The sequence below is a fragment of the Flagellimonas iocasae genome (genome assembly GCF_042682725.1).
Taxonomy (GTDB): Bacteria; Bacteroidota; Bacteroidia; order Flavobacteriales; family Flavobacteriaceae; genus Flagellimonas; species Flagellimonas iocasae.
This window is the reverse complement of sequence record NZ_JBHUHU010000005.1, coordinates 865,680-879,412: the sequence shown is the minus strand read 5'-3', so window position 1 is coordinate 879,412 and position 13,733 is coordinate 865,680. Positions and strand designations below refer to the sequence as shown.

At 41.2% G+C, this 13,733-nt stretch carries 23 protein-coding genes; all 23 read left to right on the top strand.

The genetic code is table 11. The features are described 5' to 3' along the window. Window positions 1-131: 131 nt before the first annotated feature. The 23 genes from ACFSJE_RS17795 (at window position 132) to rpsH (ending at window position 13,727) form a co-directional block, all read left to right on the top strand. The gene (locus tag ACFSJE_RS17795) at window positions 132-947 is read left to right on the top strand and encodes a hypothetical protein (RefSeq protein ID WP_379832215.1); all 816 of its coding nucleotides are present in this window, start codon (window positions 132-134) and stop codon (window positions 945-947) included. A 26-nt stretch (window positions 948-973) separates the two neighbouring features. Further along, window positions 974-1,774, top strand: a complete 801-nt coding sequence (locus ACFSJE_RS17790; RefSeq protein ID WP_379832214.1) for a hypothetical protein — start codon at window positions 974-976, stop codon at window positions 1,772-1,774. Window positions 1,775-1,822: 48 nt separating this feature from the next. Then, window positions 1,823-2,590, top strand: a complete 768-nt coding sequence (locus tag ACFSJE_RS17785) for a hypothetical protein (RefSeq protein ID WP_379832213.1) — start codon at window positions 1,823-1,825, stop codon at window positions 2,588-2,590. Between the two features lie 18 nt (window positions 2,591-2,608). Beyond that, window positions 2,609-3,379 carry a hypothetical protein gene (locus ACFSJE_RS17780; protein ID WP_379832212.1) on the top strand — a complete coding sequence of 257 codons (771 nt, stop codon included), beginning with the start codon at window positions 2,609-2,611 and terminating at the stop codon, window positions 3,377-3,379. 179 nt (window positions 3,380-3,558) lie between these two features. Then, complete coding sequence (gene rpsL / locus ACFSJE_RS17775; protein WP_013305196.1) at window positions 3,559-3,933, top strand: 30S ribosomal protein S12; 375 nt, start codon at window positions 3,559-3,561, stop codon at window positions 3,931-3,933. A 19-nt stretch (window positions 3,934-3,952) separates the two neighbouring features. Then, window positions 3,953-4,429 (top strand): 30S ribosomal protein S7, encoded by a 477-nt coding sequence (gene rpsG / locus ACFSJE_RS17770; RefSeq protein ID WP_116218595.1) that lies wholly within the window; start codon window positions 3,953-3,955, stop codon window positions 4,427-4,429. A gap of 8 nt (window positions 4,430-4,437) precedes the next feature. Continuing rightward, complete coding sequence (gene fusA / locus ACFSJE_RS17765; protein ID WP_379832211.1) at window positions 4,438-6,564, top strand: elongation factor G; 2,127 nt, start codon at window positions 4,438-4,440, stop codon at window positions 6,562-6,564. Between the two features lie 11 nt (window positions 6,565-6,575). Then, window positions 6,576-6,881 carry a 30S ribosomal protein S10 gene (gene rpsJ / locus ACFSJE_RS17760; RefSeq protein WP_013073266.1) on the top strand — a complete coding sequence of 102 codons (306 nt, stop codon included), beginning with the start codon at window positions 6,576-6,578 and terminating at the stop codon, window positions 6,879-6,881. Between the two features lie 163 nt (window positions 6,882-7,044). Then, entirely contained in the window at window positions 7,045-7,668 is a 624-nt protein-coding gene (gene rplC / locus ACFSJE_RS17755; protein ID WP_379832210.1) for a 50S ribosomal protein L3, read from the top strand. Then, the gene (gene rplD / locus ACFSJE_RS17750; protein ID WP_379832209.1) at window positions 7,668-8,297 is read left to right on the top strand and encodes a 50S ribosomal protein L4; all 630 of its coding nucleotides are present in this window, start codon (window positions 7,668-7,670) and stop codon (window positions 8,295-8,297) included. The genes rplC and rplD overlap by 1 nt, the downstream gene beginning before the upstream one ends. Window positions 8,298-8,304: 7 nt before the next feature. Next, window positions 8,305-8,595, top strand: a complete 291-nt coding sequence (rplW, locus tag ACFSJE_RS17745; RefSeq protein WP_379832208.1) for a 50S ribosomal protein L23 — start codon at window positions 8,305-8,307, stop codon at window positions 8,593-8,595. Between the two features lie 9 nt (window positions 8,596-8,604). After that, a complete protein-coding gene (gene rplB / locus ACFSJE_RS17740) occupies window positions 8,605-9,429 on the top strand; it encodes a 50S ribosomal protein L2 (protein WP_379832207.1) in 825 nt (274 codons plus the stop codon). A 12-nt stretch (window positions 9,430-9,441) separates the two neighbouring features. Then, window positions 9,442-9,720: a 30S ribosomal protein S19 gene (gene rpsS / locus ACFSJE_RS17735; protein WP_090293755.1), complete on the top strand. Its 279-nt coding sequence runs from the start codon at window positions 9,442-9,444 to the stop codon at window positions 9,718-9,720. Between the two features lie 7 nt (window positions 9,721-9,727). Then, a complete protein-coding gene (gene rplV, locus ACFSJE_RS17730) occupies window positions 9,728-10,135 on the top strand; it encodes a 50S ribosomal protein L22 (protein ID WP_379832206.1) in 408 nt (135 codons plus the stop codon). A gap of 10 nt (window positions 10,136-10,145) precedes the next feature. Continuing rightward, window positions 10,146-10,865 carry a 30S ribosomal protein S3 gene (gene rpsC, locus ACFSJE_RS17725; protein ID WP_207096767.1) on the top strand — a complete coding sequence of 240 codons (720 nt, stop codon included), beginning with the start codon at window positions 10,146-10,148 and terminating at the stop codon, window positions 10,863-10,865. A 19-nt stretch (window positions 10,866-10,884) separates the two neighbouring features. Continuing rightward, window positions 10,885-11,304, top strand: coding sequence for a 50S ribosomal protein L16 (gene rplP / locus ACFSJE_RS17720; RefSeq protein ID WP_379832205.1), 420 nt, complete (start codon window positions 10,885-10,887; stop codon window positions 11,302-11,304). Window positions 11,305-11,323: 19 nt separating this feature from the next. Beyond that, entirely contained in the window at window positions 11,324-11,515 is a 192-nt protein-coding gene (gene rpmC, locus ACFSJE_RS17715; protein WP_379832204.1) for a 50S ribosomal protein L29, read from the top strand. A 13-nt stretch (window positions 11,516-11,528) separates the two neighbouring features. After that, window positions 11,529-11,786 carry a 30S ribosomal protein S17 gene (gene rpsQ / locus ACFSJE_RS17710; RefSeq protein WP_014032003.1) on the top strand — a complete coding sequence of 86 codons (258 nt, stop codon included), beginning with the start codon at window positions 11,529-11,531 and terminating at the stop codon, window positions 11,784-11,786. Between the two features lie 2 nt (window positions 11,787-11,788). Further along, a complete protein-coding gene (gene rplN / locus ACFSJE_RS17705) occupies window positions 11,789-12,157 on the top strand; it encodes a 50S ribosomal protein L14 (protein ID WP_036379836.1) in 369 nt (122 codons plus the stop codon). A gap of 16 nt (window positions 12,158-12,173) precedes the next feature. Beyond that, a complete protein-coding gene (gene rplX / locus ACFSJE_RS17700; protein ID WP_036379834.1) occupies window positions 12,174-12,485 on the top strand; it encodes a 50S ribosomal protein L24 in 312 nt (103 codons plus the stop codon). 2 nt (window positions 12,486-12,487) lie between these two features. Continuing rightward, window positions 12,488-13,039: a 50S ribosomal protein L5 gene (gene rplE, locus ACFSJE_RS17695; RefSeq protein ID WP_379832203.1), complete on the top strand. Its 552-nt coding sequence runs from the start codon at window positions 12,488-12,490 to the stop codon at window positions 13,037-13,039. 1 nt (window position 13,040) lies between these two features. Continuing rightward, the gene (gene rpsN / locus ACFSJE_RS17690; protein ID WP_036379829.1) at window positions 13,041-13,310 is read left to right on the top strand and encodes a 30S ribosomal protein S14; all 270 of its coding nucleotides are present in this window, start codon (window positions 13,041-13,043) and stop codon (window positions 13,308-13,310) included. A gap of 18 nt (window positions 13,311-13,328) precedes the next feature. Further along, a complete protein-coding gene (gene rpsH, locus ACFSJE_RS17685) occupies window positions 13,329-13,727 on the top strand; it encodes a 30S ribosomal protein S8 (protein ID WP_379832201.1) in 399 nt (132 codons plus the stop codon). The last annotated feature ends 6 nt before the right edge of the window (window positions 13,728-13,733 follow it).

Here is a 13,733-nt window from a genome sequence, read left to right as displayed (position 1 = left end):
TAAAAACACTCAAAAGTTAATAAAATCTTAAAATTTCCTATGGATATTTTCACTTTTCAAAATTGATGAGGAGCTTCCCATGTTTAACTATCTAATTTTTATATATTTAATAGATATCCAAATTTTAAAAAATGATGAAAATGTATGATTTGAATAAATCTGTTGTTTTAACATTTGCAATATCGGTGTTTGCGCTGTCTTATTTGAGTGCCCAAGGGAACATCCATTCTCCAGGTGAAGGAGGGGTGTTTACGCAGGATAGATTAGCTTTAATGAAGACTTATGCCGAGGAGGCCGATCTAGGAAACAATCCATGGATGATGGATCTCTATAGTGATATGAGGACAAAGATGGGGCGCCTTGGAGAAGAGGTGAATATTGACTTGGCAGATATTGAAGGGACTATTTATTTGAATGAAACTTTTCAATTGGGAGGCCTTTACCAAAATGGAGTGGTTTTCAAACGAATCTACATGCGCTATAATGCCTATAACGATGAAGTTGAGCTGAAGATAGACCCAAAATCTGAAAACACATATGCCATGATAAAGAATAAGGAGTACTCTTGTTCTTTTGGTGGGGATGATTTTGTCTATACGGATTATGTCAACGAGGATCATGAAACCGTTGAGGGTTACCTATCTCCGTTGGTCAGAGGGGGTGAATATGTGCTTTATCAAAAGCGTGTAAAAACCTTTAAGGAGGGGAAAGCTGCAAAGACGTCCATGGAAAGAGGGTTTCCACATCGATTCTTGGATGATACAGAATACTACGTGTCCGTGAATGGAAGCGTGCCCAAGTTTATTAAGAGCAAAAAATCAGAAGTGCTTTCGGTATTCTCCGAAGAGGACCAAAAAAAAGTAAAACAGTTTATAAGAGATAAACAAATTGATCTGGGAGACAGCCTTGGGCTCACAAACTTGTTTGCGTATGCCAATACCTTATAATTATGTTAACCGAAAAAGAAATTAAGATGATAAAAAAGACTTTGCTTATTGCTTTTTGTTCACTGGGGTCAGTATCGTATTTGCAGGCCCAAGGTAATATCCATTCACCGGGAGAAGGTGGTTTTTTCACAGCGGATAGGTTGGCCGGTTTCAAAGGGCCAGATGCTGAGAACTATGACAATGGAAATAACCCATGGATGATGGACCTCTATAATGACATGCGAACCAAATTGGGGGTCATGGGAGAGGAAGTCAATCTTACCCTTGAAGATATCGACGGTACAATCTATTTGGATGAATCGTTCCAATTAGGGGCATTGCATGAAGATGGTGTGATTTTTAAGCGGATGTATATGCGATATGATGCCTATAACGATGAAATTGAATTGAGGGAGAGTCCGGATTCTAAAGTTACCCGCGCTATGGTGAAGAATCAGAAATACTCCTGTTCCGTAAATGGCTCAAAATTTGATTACCTGCAATATAAAAATGATGAAGGTGTATTGGTAGCAGGTTATTTGGAGCCTTTGGTCAATGGAGGTGATTATGTGCTTTACCAAAAGCAGTTAAAAATCTTTAAAGAAGGCAAGCCAGCAAAAACTTCATTGGATAGAGGTTTTCCACATCGCTTTTTGGATAAAACAGAGTATTATTTATCTGTAAACGGGGATACCCCTCAATATTTTAAGGCCAAAAAGTCCGAAGTTATGGCACTGTTCCCCGATGAAGATCAGAAGGTTATAAAACAATTCATTAAGGAGAAGCAAATAGATTTAGGAGAAAGTTTAGGTCTCACCAATTTGTTTGCCTATGCCAATACCTTATAATAAAATAATAAAGTAGTGTAATTGTCGACGGCCAAAAACATAGAATTCATGAAAAGACGACATATAATATCAATATTTATGGTTCTGGGGATGTCTTTAGGTTTGGCCCAAAACAAAATTATTCAACCTTGGAATGTAATTCTAACACCACCCAATCGTGAACAGGCATGGGGCAACAATCCCTCCTTGGAAAACCTCTATAATGATATGCGAGTCAAATTTGGCCGTCTGGGTGAAGAGGTCAATCTTACTTTGGAAGATATCGATGGTACCATTTACCTTAATGAAAACTTCACCTTGGGAACATTGTACGATGAAGGTGTTGCCTTCAAGAAGTTATACATGCGTTACGATGCCTATAATGATGAAGTGGAGCTAAAGGAAAACTTGGGGTCCGATGTGGTCCGATCCATGGTGAAACATCCAATGTATTCATGTGCTGTAAATGGCAACGAATACTATTACTCCGTATATATTGATGAGGATGGAGTTTCGCAAAAGGGCTATTTGACGCCGATTGTAAAAGGGGAGGAGTATACGCTTCTTGTAAAACATAGAAAAGTCTTCAAAGAAGGCAAAGCCGCTCGAAATTCCTTGGAGAAATCATTTCCACATCGATTTTTGGACAAAACCGAATATTACGTTTCTGTAATGGGTGAGCCGGCTGTTTTCATGAAGACCAAAAAAGCGGAGGTTCTTTCCCTGTTTTCAGAAGAGGACCAAAAGGCAATCAAAGACTATTTCAAAGACAGGCGACCCAATGTGAACGATGATCACGACCTGTTGAATCTGTTCACTTATGCCAACACACTTTAAAAATCAAAAAAAGAAGAAATGGATAAGAAAAAATTAATGGTAACCATGGGGTTCGCTTTTTTAGCGATTACACTTGTAATGGGGCAGGCCCAAGTTCAATCCTATAGTGTCATCTCAGGTTCGTGGAATAAGGAACAGTCATTTGGTAATAACCCATCCATGGAAAATCTATATAGCGATATGAGGATAAAGTTCGGTCGCTTGGGTGAGGAGGTCAATCTTACGCTCGAGGATATCGACGGGACAATCTACCTTAATGAAAACTTCACCATGGGTACGCTGTATGACGAAGGTGTGGCCTTCAAGAATATGTACATGCGCTATGATGCCTATAATGATGAAGTAGAGCTAAAGGAAAGCTTGGATTCCGATGTTGTGCAAGCCATGTTGAAACATCCCGTTTACTCCTGCTCCGTGAATGGTAATGACTATTTTTATGCATTGTATACTGATGAGGATGGTAACTCGCAGAAAGGATATCTAACACCAGTGGTAACAGGGGAGGGTTATAATCTTTTTGTAAAACATAAAAAAGTCTTCAAAGAAGGTAAAGTAGCCAGAAATTCATTGGAAAAATCATTTCCACATCGATTTTTGGACAGGACCGAATACTACGTATCAAGGGCGGGAGAGTCGCCGGTTTTCATGAAGACCAAAAAATCGGAAGTGTTGTCCATGTTTTCAGAAGAAGACCAGAAGGCAATCAAAGATTATATTAAGGATAAGCGGCCCAATGTGAACGATGACCAAGACCTGTTGAATCTGTTCATGTATGCCAATACGTTATAGATAAGAGTAGGGGTGTTTAAATGCCCCTTTGATTTCAAAAAAGATATAAAAAGGTGCGTTTCAGCACCTTTTTTCATTTAAGGGGCAAAATAAATTATTCAGGATTTGAATTATTCCGAAATATCACTACATTTGCAGCCCTCAAAATGAGGGTTATTTAGTTTTTAACAGAGATTTTAATGCCAACAATTTCACAATTAGTACGAAAAGGAAGGGCCACAATTACCAAGAAGAGTAAATCGGCTGCTTTGGATTCGTGTCCTCAACGAAGAGGGGTTTGTACGCGGGTTTATACCACTACGCCTAAGAAACCAAACTCTGCAATGCGTAAAGTTGCAAGGGTAAGGTTGACCAACGGTAAAGAGGTGAACGCATATATCCCTGGTGAAGGTCACAACCTCCAAGAGCACTCGATAGTATTGGTTAGAGGTGGAAGAGTAAAGGATTTGCCTGGTGTGCGATATCATATCGTTCGTGGCGCGTTGGATACTGCCGGTGTGGCAGGAAGAACGCAAAGACGATCTAAGTATGGTGCAAAGCGTCCTAAAAAGTAATCAACTTTAAGAAGAAGCGATGAGAAAAAAGCAGGCAAAGAAAAGACCGTTATTGCCAGACCCAAGATTTAACGATCAGCTAGTTACACGTTTCGTGAACATGATGATGTGGGATGGTAAAAAGTCAATTGCATTCAAGATTTTCTATGATGCAATTGATATTGTTGACGAAAAGAACACAGACGAAGAAAAAACCGCATTGGAACTTTGGAAAGATGCTCTTTCCAATGTTATGCCACACGTTGAGGTAAGAAGTAGAAGAGTAGGTGGTGCAACATTCCAGATTCCTATGCAGATTCGTCCAGATAGAAAGATATCCACTGCAATGAAATGGTTGATTCTTTACGCAAGAAAGCGTAACGAGAAATCCATGGCGCAGAAATTGGCTTCAGAAATTTTGGCCGCTGCCAAAGAAGAAGGCGCTGCAGTGAAGAAAAGAGTAGATACACACAAAATGGCCGAGGCCAATAAAGCATTCTCACACTTTAGATTCTAATCATTACAATGGGAAGAGATTTAAAATATACAAGGAATATAGGTATTGCAGCACACATTGATGCTGGTAAAACAACTACTACAGAACGTATTCTTTTCTATACAGGTGTGAGCCACAAAATTGGTGAGGTGCACGATGGTGCGGCTACTATGGACTGGATGGAGCAAGAGCAAGAGCGTGGTATTACCATTACCTCTGCCGCTACTACCTGTACATGGAAGTTCCCCATGGAAAATGCACAAACACTGCCTGATACCAAAGATTACCACTTTAACATTATCGACACCCCCGGACACGTTGACTTTACCGTTGAGGTAAACCGTTCCCTTCGTGTATTGGATGGTTTGGTATTCTTGTTCAGTGCAGTTGATGGTGTTGAGCCTCAGTCAGAGACGAACTGGAGGTTGGCCGACAACTATAAAGTGCCACGTATTGGTTTCGTAAACAAAATGGACCGTCAGGGTTCCAACTTCTTGAACGTATGTAATCAAGTTCGTGAAATGTTGGGTTCCAATGCGGTGCCAATCGTTTTGCCAATCGGTGACGAAGCTGATTTTAAAGGTATCGTTGACTTGGCAAAAAACAGGGCTATTGTATGGCACGATGAGAACTTTGGTTCTACATTCGATGTTGTGGATATTCCTGCTGAAATGGAAGCTGAGGTTAGGGAGTACAGAGCTGCTCTTATCGAAGCTGTTGCCGAGTATGATGAGAATTTGATGGAAAAATTCTTCGAAGATGAAGATTCCATTACTGAGGAAGAAGTGCATGCCGCTTTGAGGGCAGCAGTTATGGATAGGGCTATTATCCCTATGATCTGTGGTTCGTCTTTCAAAAATAAAGGAGTACAGTTCCTTTTGGATGCTGTATGCCGTTACTTGCCTTCTCCAATGGACAAAGAGGCAATTATAGGTGTTAATCCCGATACTGAAAAAGAAGAGAAAAGAAGACCAGACCCAAAAGAGCCTTTTGCTGCATTGGCGTTTAAGATCGCTACCGATCCTTTCGTAGGTCGTTTGGCATTCTTCAGAGCGTACTCTGGTCACTTGGATGCAGGTTCTTATATCTTGAACAACCGTTCTGGAAACAAAGAGCGTATTTCCCGAATCTATCAAATGCATGCCAACAAGCAAAATGCCATCGATTTTATCGAAGCTGGAGATATTGGTGCTGCTGTCGGATTTAAGGACATCAAAACAGGGGATACCCTTTCAGATGAGAAACACCCAATTGTTTTGGAGAGTATGCAATTCCCTGATCCCGTTATCGGTATCGCGGTTGAGCCAAAAACCAAGGCGGATGTGGATAAATTAGGTATGGCTTTGGCCAAATTGGCCGAAGAAGATCCAACCTTCCAAGTGAAAACTGATGAGGCTTCCGGCCAGACCATTATTTCTGGTATGGGTGAGCTTCACTTAGATATTATTGTTGACCGTTTAAGACGTGAGTTCAAGGTTGAAGTAAACCAAGGGCAGCCTCAAGTGGAATACAAAGAAGCAATCACTAAATCCGCTGATCACAGAGAGGTTTATAAGAAACAGTCTGGTGGTCGTGGTAAATTTGCTGACATCGTATTTACAATGGAGCCTGCTGAAGAAGGTAAAGAAGGTCTTGAATTTATAAACGTGATTAAAGGTGGTAATATTCCTAAAGAATATATCCCGTCTGTAGAAAAAGGATTTAAAGAGGCTATGAAAAATGGTCCTTTGGCCGGATTCGAAATGGATAGCATGAAAGTTACCCTTAAGGATGGATCTTTCCACCCTGTGGATTCTGATTCTTTGTCCTTTGAATTGGCTGCCAAAATGGGGTATAAAGCTGCTGCTAAATCTGCACGATCTGTATTGATGGAGCCAATCATGAAAATTGAGGTATTGACCCCAGAAGAAAACATGGGTGATATTGTAGGTGACCTTAACAGACGTAGAGGAACTATTAGTAGTATGGGTGATAGAGCCGGTGCCAAAGTGGTAAAAGGCGAAGTTCCCTTATCTGAAATGTTTGGATATGTGACCTCTTTGAGAACATTGTCCTCTGGTAGAGCTACATCCACTATGGAATTTTCACACTATGCAGAAACTCCTTCCAACATTGCGGAAGAGGTGATTAAAGCAGCTAAAGGAGTAACCGCTTAATTTTCAGCAAGATGAGTCAAAAAATTAGAATAAAATTGAAATCTTACGATCACAATTTGGTGGACAAATCTGCTGAAAAGATCGTGAAAACAGTAAAAACAACCGGTGCTGTGGTAACTGGACCCATTCCATTGCCAACGCACAAAAAGATATTTACAGTTTTGCGTTCACCCCACGTGAACAAAAAATCTAGAGAGCAGTTTGAATTGAGTTCTTACAAGAGATTGTTGGACATTTACAGCTCTTCATCAAAAACCATCGATGCCCTTATGAAGCTTGAACTTCCAAGTGGTGTTGAGGTTGAGATCAAAGTCTGATAAGTTTCTGCCCTAAAGCAGGGACGAACATGTCCTGAACGATGGTTCAGGAAAAACGGTGAAAGAAAAAATCTGGGTCAGAGCAGAATCTTTTCTTGACCCAATTTTTTTGCCAAGAAATTGGCGCAATAAAAAAGAGTAAACAATTAATAATTAAGTAAATATGTCTGGGTTAATAGGAAAAAAAATCGGCATGACCAGCATCTTCGACGAGAATGGAAAAAACGTTCCATGTACCGTTCTTGAAGCTGGACCATGTGTGGTTACCCAAGTCAGAACCGAAGAGGTTGACGGGTACAAAGGCCTGCAACTTGGTTTCGATGACAAGGCAGAAAAACGTGCTAACAAGTCCGAGTCCGGTCACTTTAAAAAAGCAGGTACTTCTCCAAAGAAAAAAGTTGTCGAGTTCCAAGGATTTCAAGGCGAATACAAATTAGGTGACACCGTAGGTGTTGACATTTTCATGGAAGGTGAGTTTGTTGATGTTGTTGGTACATCTAAAGGAAAAGGATTCCAAGGGGTTGTAAAACGTCATGGATTTGGTGGAGTTGGTCAAGCAACCCACGGTCAGCACAACAGATTAAGAGCTCCAGGTTCCATTGGTGCTGCTTCTTACCCTGCTCGAGTTTTCAAAGGAATGAAAATGGCCGGTAGAATGGGTGGAGAAAGAGTAACCGTACAAAACTTAAGAGTATTGAAAGTGGTTCCAGAGAAAAACCTTTTGGTAGTAAAAGGATGTGTACCTGGTCACAAAAATTCATATGTAACTATTCAAAGGTGGCAATAATGAAGGTAGCAGTATTAGATATCACAGGAAAAGAGACCGGAAGAAAGGTAGACCTTTCTGACGATGTTTTTGCCATAGAGCCGAATGAGCATGCCATCTATTTGGATGTTAAGCAATACTTGGCCCATCAAAGACAAGGTACACACAAAGCAAAGGAAAGAGCTGAGATTGCTGGAAGTACCCGTAAAATCAAAAAGCAAAAGGGAACTGGTACCGCAAGAGCCGGTAGCATCAAGTCCCCTGTGTTTAGAGGTGGTGGTAGAATTTTCGGTCCAAGACCAAAGGATTACACCCAAAAATTGAACAAAAACGTAAAGCGATTGGCCCGTAAATCGGCCTTGAGCCTTAAGTCCAAAGACAACGCATTGGTAGTTGTGGAAGACTTTAATTTCGAAGCGCCAAAGACCAAGGATTTTGTAGCTTTCTTGACCTCTTTGGGTCTGGAAAACAAAAAGTCCCTAGTTGTGTTGGGTGATACAAATAATAATGTATATTTGTCGTCGCGTAATTTGGAACGCTCTAAAGTCGTAACTAGCTCACAATTAAATACTTACGGAATTGTTAACGCTAACAGTTTAGTATTGACCGAAAGCGCTTTGGAAGGAATTGAATCGAACCTAAAGAAATAAAAGTATCATGAGTGTGTTGATAAAACCGATAATTACGGAGAAAATGACCGCTGACAGCGAGCTTTTCAATCGTTATGGTTTCTATGTTGACCCAAAAGCCAACAAATTGGAGATCAAAGACGCAGTTGAAGCCACTTATGGTGTTTCTGTTGAAAAGGTAAGAACCATGAACTATGGTCCAACGCGTAAGAGTCGCTATACAAAAACCGGAATCCAACACGGAAAAACAAATGCTATGAAGAAAGCAATTGTTGATGTGGCTGAAGGTGATATTATTGATTTTTACAGTAATCTATAAAGACGAGAAATGTCAGTTAGAAAATTAAAACCGATAACCCCTGGGCAGCGTTTTAGAGTAGTAAACGGATTTGACGCGATTACTACTGATAAGCCGGAGAAAAGCTTGCTTGCTCCGTTAAAAAAGTCAGGTGGTAGGAACAGTCAAGGAAAAATGACCATGCGCCACAGAGGTGGGGGTCATAAGAGAAGATATCGTATCATCGATTTCAAAAGGGACAAACAAGGAGTGGAAGCCACTGTGCAATCCATCCAGTACGATCCAAACAGAACTGCATTTATCGCTTTGGTGGAATACACCGACGGAGAAAAAAGATATGTAGTTGCCCAAAATGGAATGCAAGTAGGACAAGCTATCCAATCTGGAACAGGTTCTGCTCCAGAAATTGGAAATGCACTTCCATTGAGTGAAATTCCATTGGGTACCATTATCTCTTGCATAGAGTTAAGACCTGGTCAAGGCGCAATTATGGCACGTAGTGCCGGTACTTTTGCCCAGTTGATGGCCAAGGACGGTAAGTTCGTTACCATTAAGCTTCCTTCTGGAGAAACCCGTATGATTTTGGCCACTTGTTTGGCTACCATCGGAGCGGTTTCCAACTCAGATCACCAATTGTTGGTATCTGGTAAAGCCGGTAGGAGCAGATGGTTGGGTAGAAGACCAAGAACAAGACCAGTAGCCATGAACCCCGTGGATCACCCAATGGGTGGTGGTGAAGGAAGGGCTTCCGGAGGTCATCCAAGATCTAGAAACGGTATTCCTGCAAAAGGATATAGAACCCGTTCCAAGACCAAGGACACCAATAGATATATCATAGAACGTAGAAAGAAATAAAAGAAAAAGTAAATGGCACGTTCGTTAAAAAAAGGACCATACGTTCATTTTAGTTTGGAGAAAAAAGTCCAAGCCAATATAGAATCAGGAAAGAAATCGGTTATCAAGACATGGTCAAGGGCCTCAATGATAACCCCGGATTTTGTGGGACAGACCATCGCAGTGCATAACGGGAGACAATTTGTTCCTGTATATGTAACCGAGAACATGGTAGGTCACAAACTTGGAGAATTTTCACCTACAAGATCTTTTAGAGGTCATGCAGGGGCTAAAAACAAAGGTAAAAAGTAAGTAAGCTATGGGAGTTCGTAAAAGACAAATGGCCGAAAGGTTAAAGGAAGAGAAAAAGCAACTTGCTATTGCAAAGCTTAACAATTGCCCAACGTCTCCAAGAAAGATGCGTTTGGTAGCTGATTTGGTAAGAGGGAAACAAGTAGAAATGGCTTTGGCTATTTTGAAGTTCAACCAAAAAGAAGCCTCAAGAAAGTTGGAAAAGCTTTTGCTTTCCGCTATCGCCAATTGGGAATCCAAGAATGAGGAGGCTAATATTGAAGAGGCTGATCTTTACATCAAGGAAATCCGTGTAGACGGAGGAACTATGTTGAAGCGTTTGAGACCAGCTCCCCAAGGTAGGGCTCACAGAATCAGAAAGCGTTCCAATCATGTTACCATGATCTTGGAAGCCAATAACAACGTTCAAAGCTAGAAAATAGAATATGGGACAGAAGACCAATCCAATAGGAAATCGCTTAGGAATTATCAGAGGATGGGAATCCAACTGGTACGGAGGAAACGATTACGGCGATAAGCTGGCTGAGGATGATAAAATAAGAAAGTACGTGCATGCACGTTTGGCCAAGGCCAGTGTATCACGAGTGATCATAGAGAGAACTTTGAAATTGATCACCATTACCATTACCACCGCAAGGCCAGGTATCATTATCGGTAAAGGAGGTCAAGAGGTTGATAAACTTAAAGAAGAGCTTAAGAAAATCACCAACAAAGAGGTTCAGATCAATATTCATGAAATCAAGAGACCTGAGTTGGATGCCAATTTGGTTGCTGCTAGTGTGGCAAGACAGATTGAAAGCAGGATTTCATACCGTAGAGCCATTAAAATGGCCATTGCAGCAGCAATGCGTATGAATGCAGAGGGAATCAAGATTCAGATTTCTGGACGTTTGAACGGAGCTGAAATGGCACGTTCTGAGTCCTACAAAGAAGGAAGAATTCCATTGTCTACCTTCCGTGCCGATGTAGATTATGCCTTGCACGAAGCTCACACTACCTATGGTAGATTGGGTATCAAGGTTTGGATCATGAAGGGAGAGGTTTATGGAAAAAGAGAACTTTCCCCATTGGTAGGATTGAGCAAGAGTCAAGGAGCAAAAGGCGGTAAACAAGATGGTGGTAAAAAACCACGCCGTAGAAAGTAATAAGATAAAGTAAGGTAAGATGTTACAGCCAAAAAGAACGAAATTTCGTAAGACCCAGAAGGGGCGTATGAAAGGAATCTCACAAAGAGGACACCAACTTTCCAATGGAATGTTCGGTATCAAGTCCATGGATTCACACTTCATTACTTCCCGTCAAATAGAGGCTGCGCGTATCGCTGCAACAAGATACATGAAGAGACAAGGGCAGTTGTGGATCAAGATTTTTCCAGACAAGCCCATCACCAAGAAACCTCTTGAGGTTCGTATGGGTAAAGGTAAAGGTGCCCCAGAATATTGGGTGGCCATTGTAAAACCGGGAAGAATCATGTTCGAAGTTGCCGGAGTTCCCCTGGATGTTGCCAAGGAAGCTTTGAGACTAGCGGCTCAAAAATTGCCGGTGAAGACGAAATTTGTCATAGCTAGGGATTATTCCGCTTAATTTTTAATTGAGAAGAAAGATGAGACAATCAGAAATAAAAGAACTTTCAATTGAAGAGCTAAAGGAGCGATTGGGCGAGTTCAAAAAGCAACATGCCGATCTAAAAATGGCTCACGCCGTTACTCCTTTGGAAAATCCTTTACAGATTAGAAAGGCGAGAAGGACGGTGGCAAGACTTGCAACAGAATTAACTAAAAGGGAATTACAATAATTGGTTCTGCCTTATGGAAAACAGAAATTTAAGAAAAGAAAGAATAGGCGTTGTTACCAGCAACAAAATGGAGAAATCAATTGTGGTTTCTGAGGTAAAACGAGTGAAGCACCCTATGTACGGGAAGTTCGTTTTGAAGACCAAGAAATATGTTGCCCATGACGAAAAGAACGATTGCAACGAAGGTGATACCGTCAAAATAATGGAAACCCGTCCCTTGAGCAAAACAAAATGCTGGAGGTTGGTTGAAATCCTTGAAAGAGCTAAATAATTATGGTACAGCAAGAATCAAGATTAAAGGTTGCGGACAATACTGGTGCAAAAGAAGTTTTGACCATCCGCGTATTGGGAGGAACAAAAAGAAGATATGCTTCATTGGGTGACAAAATTGTTGTTACCGTAAAAGAAGCTACTCCAAACGGTACTGTAAAAAAAGGTTCTGTATCAACAGCAGTTGTTGTTCGTACCAAAAAGGAAGTAAGAAGACCAGATGGTTCTTACATCCGTTTTGATGACAATGCCTGTGTATTGTTGAACCCAACCGGCGAAATGAGAGGAACCCGTGTCTTTGGACCGGTTGCTAGAGAGCTTAGGGACAGACAGTTCATGAAGATTGTTTCATTGGCACCTGAAGTGCTGTAATAGAAATATCAGAGAGATGAAGTTGAAAATAAAAACAGGGGATACGGTAAGAGTCATTGCGGGAGACCACAAAGGCAGCGAAGGTAAAGTACTTCGTGTGGACCGTGAAAAGAACAAGGCCATCGTGGAAGGCATCAATGAGGTGTCCAAACACGAAAAGCCAAGTGCTCAGAACCCTCAAGGAGGCATAACAAAGAAGGAAGCTCCTATCCATATTTCTAACCTATCGTTGATCGATCCAAAATCTGGTGACGCAACACGTGTTGGTTACGAAGTACGCGATGGAAAGAAAGTTAGGGTTTCCAAAAAATCCAATGAAGTAATTTAGTCATGAGCTACATTCCAAGATTAAAGCAAGAATATAAAGAGCGCGTGATCAAGGCGCTGACCGACGAGTTTGGTTACAAGAACGTAATGCAGGTTCCAAAGTTGCAGAAGATAGTAGTGAGCCGTGGAGTTGGAGCTGCAGTTTCTGATAAGAAGCTTATTGATCATGCTGTGGACGAGTTGACCAACATTACAGGTCAAAAAGCAGTGGCTACCCTTTCTAAGAAGGACGTTGCAACCTTCAAATTGAGAAAAGGAATGCCCATTGGTGCCAAAGTAACCTTGAGAGGGGAGCGCATGTACGAATTTTTGGATCGTTTGATCACCACAGCCCTTCCAAGGGTACGTGATTTCCAAGGGGTAAGAGCTACCGGTTTTGATGGTAGAGGAAACTACAACTTGGGTGTTGAAGAGCAGATCATCTTTCCAGAGATCAATATTGACAGAATCAACAGAATCAACGGAATGGACATCACATTTGTGACTTCCGCTGAAACTGATAAAGAAGCAAAATCATTGTTAACCGAATTGGGAGTACCCTTTAAAAAGAACTAGTATGGCCAAGGAATCAATGAAAGCCCGTGAAAGAAAAAGGGCAAAAATGGTTGAGAAATACGCCGAGAAGAGAAAAGCTTTAAAAGAAGCTGGAGATTATGAGGCTTTGCAAAAGCTGCCTAAGAATGCATCTCCTGTGCGTATGCGCAACCGTTGCAAATTGACCGGAAGACCAAGAGGGTACATGAGAACCTTCGGTATCTCTAGGGTGATGTTCAGGGAAATGGCCAACAAAGGCTTGATTCCAGGAGTTAAAAAGGCAAGTTGGTAATTTAGATATAGAAAAGAAATGCTTACAGATCCAATTTCAGATTATTTGACCAGAATCCGGAATGCCAGCAAGGCAGGCCATAGGGTAGTAGATATCCCTGGTTCAAACCTTAAGAGACAGATTACCAAAATATTGTTCGATCAAGGCTATATTTTGAGTTATAAGTTCGAGGAGGACAAAGTACAAGGGAACATTAAAATCGCCCTTAAGTACGATAAGGCCACCAAAGAGCCCATCATTAAAAAACTAGAGCGGGTAAGTAAGCCCGGTCTTCGTAAGTACTCCGGTTCTGGAGACTTGCCAAGGGTCTTGAACGGTTTGGGTATTGCTATCATTTCAACATCTCACGGTGTAATGACCAGCAAACAAGCCAAACAAGAGAATGTAGGTGGTGAAGTATTGTGCTACGTATATTAATTGAGA

Coding starts and splice junctions, on each gene's coding strand:
- rplB (WP_379832207.1), top strand. CDS start 8,605: ATGTCAGTTAGAAAATTAAAACCGATAACCCCTGGGCAGCGTTTTAGA.
- rpsS (WP_090293755.1), top strand. CDS start 9,442: ATGGCACGTTCGTTAAAAAAAGGACCATACGTTCATTTTAGTTTGGAG.
- rplE (WP_379832203.1), top strand. CDS start 12,488: ATGAGCTACATTCCAAGATTAAAGCAAGAATATAAAGAGCGCGTGATC.
- ACFSJE_RS17785 (WP_379832213.1), top strand. CDS start 1,823: ATGAAAAGACGACATATAATATCAATATTTATGGTTCTGGGGATGTCT.
- fusA (WP_379832211.1), top strand. CDS start 4,438: ATGGGAAGAGATTTAAAATATACAAGGAATATAGGTATTGCAGCACAC.
- rpsJ (WP_013073266.1), top strand. CDS start 6,576: ATGAGTCAAAAAATTAGAATAAAATTGAAATCTTACGATCACAATTTG.
- rpsQ (WP_014032003.1), top strand. CDS start 11,529: ATGGAAAACAGAAATTTAAGAAAAGAAAGAATAGGCGTTGTTACCAGC.
- rplV (WP_379832206.1), top strand. CDS start 9,728: ATGGGAGTTCGTAAAAGACAAATGGCCGAAAGGTTAAAGGAAGAGAAA.
- rpsL (WP_013305196.1), top strand. CDS start 3,559: ATGCCAACAATTTCACAATTAGTACGAAAAGGAAGGGCCACAATTACC.
- rpmC (WP_379832204.1), top strand. CDS start 11,324: ATGAGACAATCAGAAATAAAAGAACTTTCAATTGAAGAGCTAAAGGAG.
- rpsC (WP_207096767.1), top strand. CDS start 10,146: ATGGGACAGAAGACCAATCCAATAGGAAATCGCTTAGGAATTATCAGA.
- ACFSJE_RS17780 (WP_379832212.1), top strand. CDS start 2,609: ATGGATAAGAAAAAATTAATGGTAACCATGGGGTTCGCTTTTTTAGCG.
- rpsG (WP_116218595.1), top strand. CDS start 3,953: ATGAGAAAAAAGCAGGCAAAGAAAAGACCGTTATTGCCAGACCCAAGA.
- ACFSJE_RS17790 (WP_379832214.1), top strand. CDS start 974: ATGATAAAAAAGACTTTGCTTATTGCTTTTTGTTCACTGGGGTCAGTA.
- rplC (WP_379832210.1), top strand. CDS start 7,045: ATGTCTGGGTTAATAGGAAAAAAAATCGGCATGACCAGCATCTTCGAC.
- ACFSJE_RS17795 (WP_379832215.1), top strand. CDS start 132: ATGATGAAAATGTATGATTTGAATAAATCTGTTGTTTTAACATTTGCA.
- rplP (WP_379832205.1), top strand. CDS start 10,885: ATGTTACAGCCAAAAAGAACGAAATTTCGTAAGACCCAGAAGGGGCGT.
- rplD (WP_379832209.1), top strand. CDS start 7,668: ATGAAGGTAGCAGTATTAGATATCACAGGAAAAGAGACCGGAAGAAAG.
- rpsH (WP_379832201.1), top strand. CDS start 13,329: ATGCTTACAGATCCAATTTCAGATTATTTGACCAGAATCCGGAATGCC.
- rpsN (WP_036379829.1), top strand. CDS start 13,041: ATGGCCAAGGAATCAATGAAAGCCCGTGAAAGAAAAAGGGCAAAAATG.
- rplW (WP_379832208.1), top strand. CDS start 8,305: ATGAGTGTGTTGATAAAACCGATAATTACGGAGAAAATGACCGCTGAC.
- rplX (WP_036379834.1), top strand. CDS start 12,174: ATGAAGTTGAAAATAAAAACAGGGGATACGGTAAGAGTCATTGCGGGA.
- rplN (WP_036379836.1), top strand. CDS start 11,789: ATGGTACAGCAAGAATCAAGATTAAAGGTTGCGGACAATACTGGTGCA.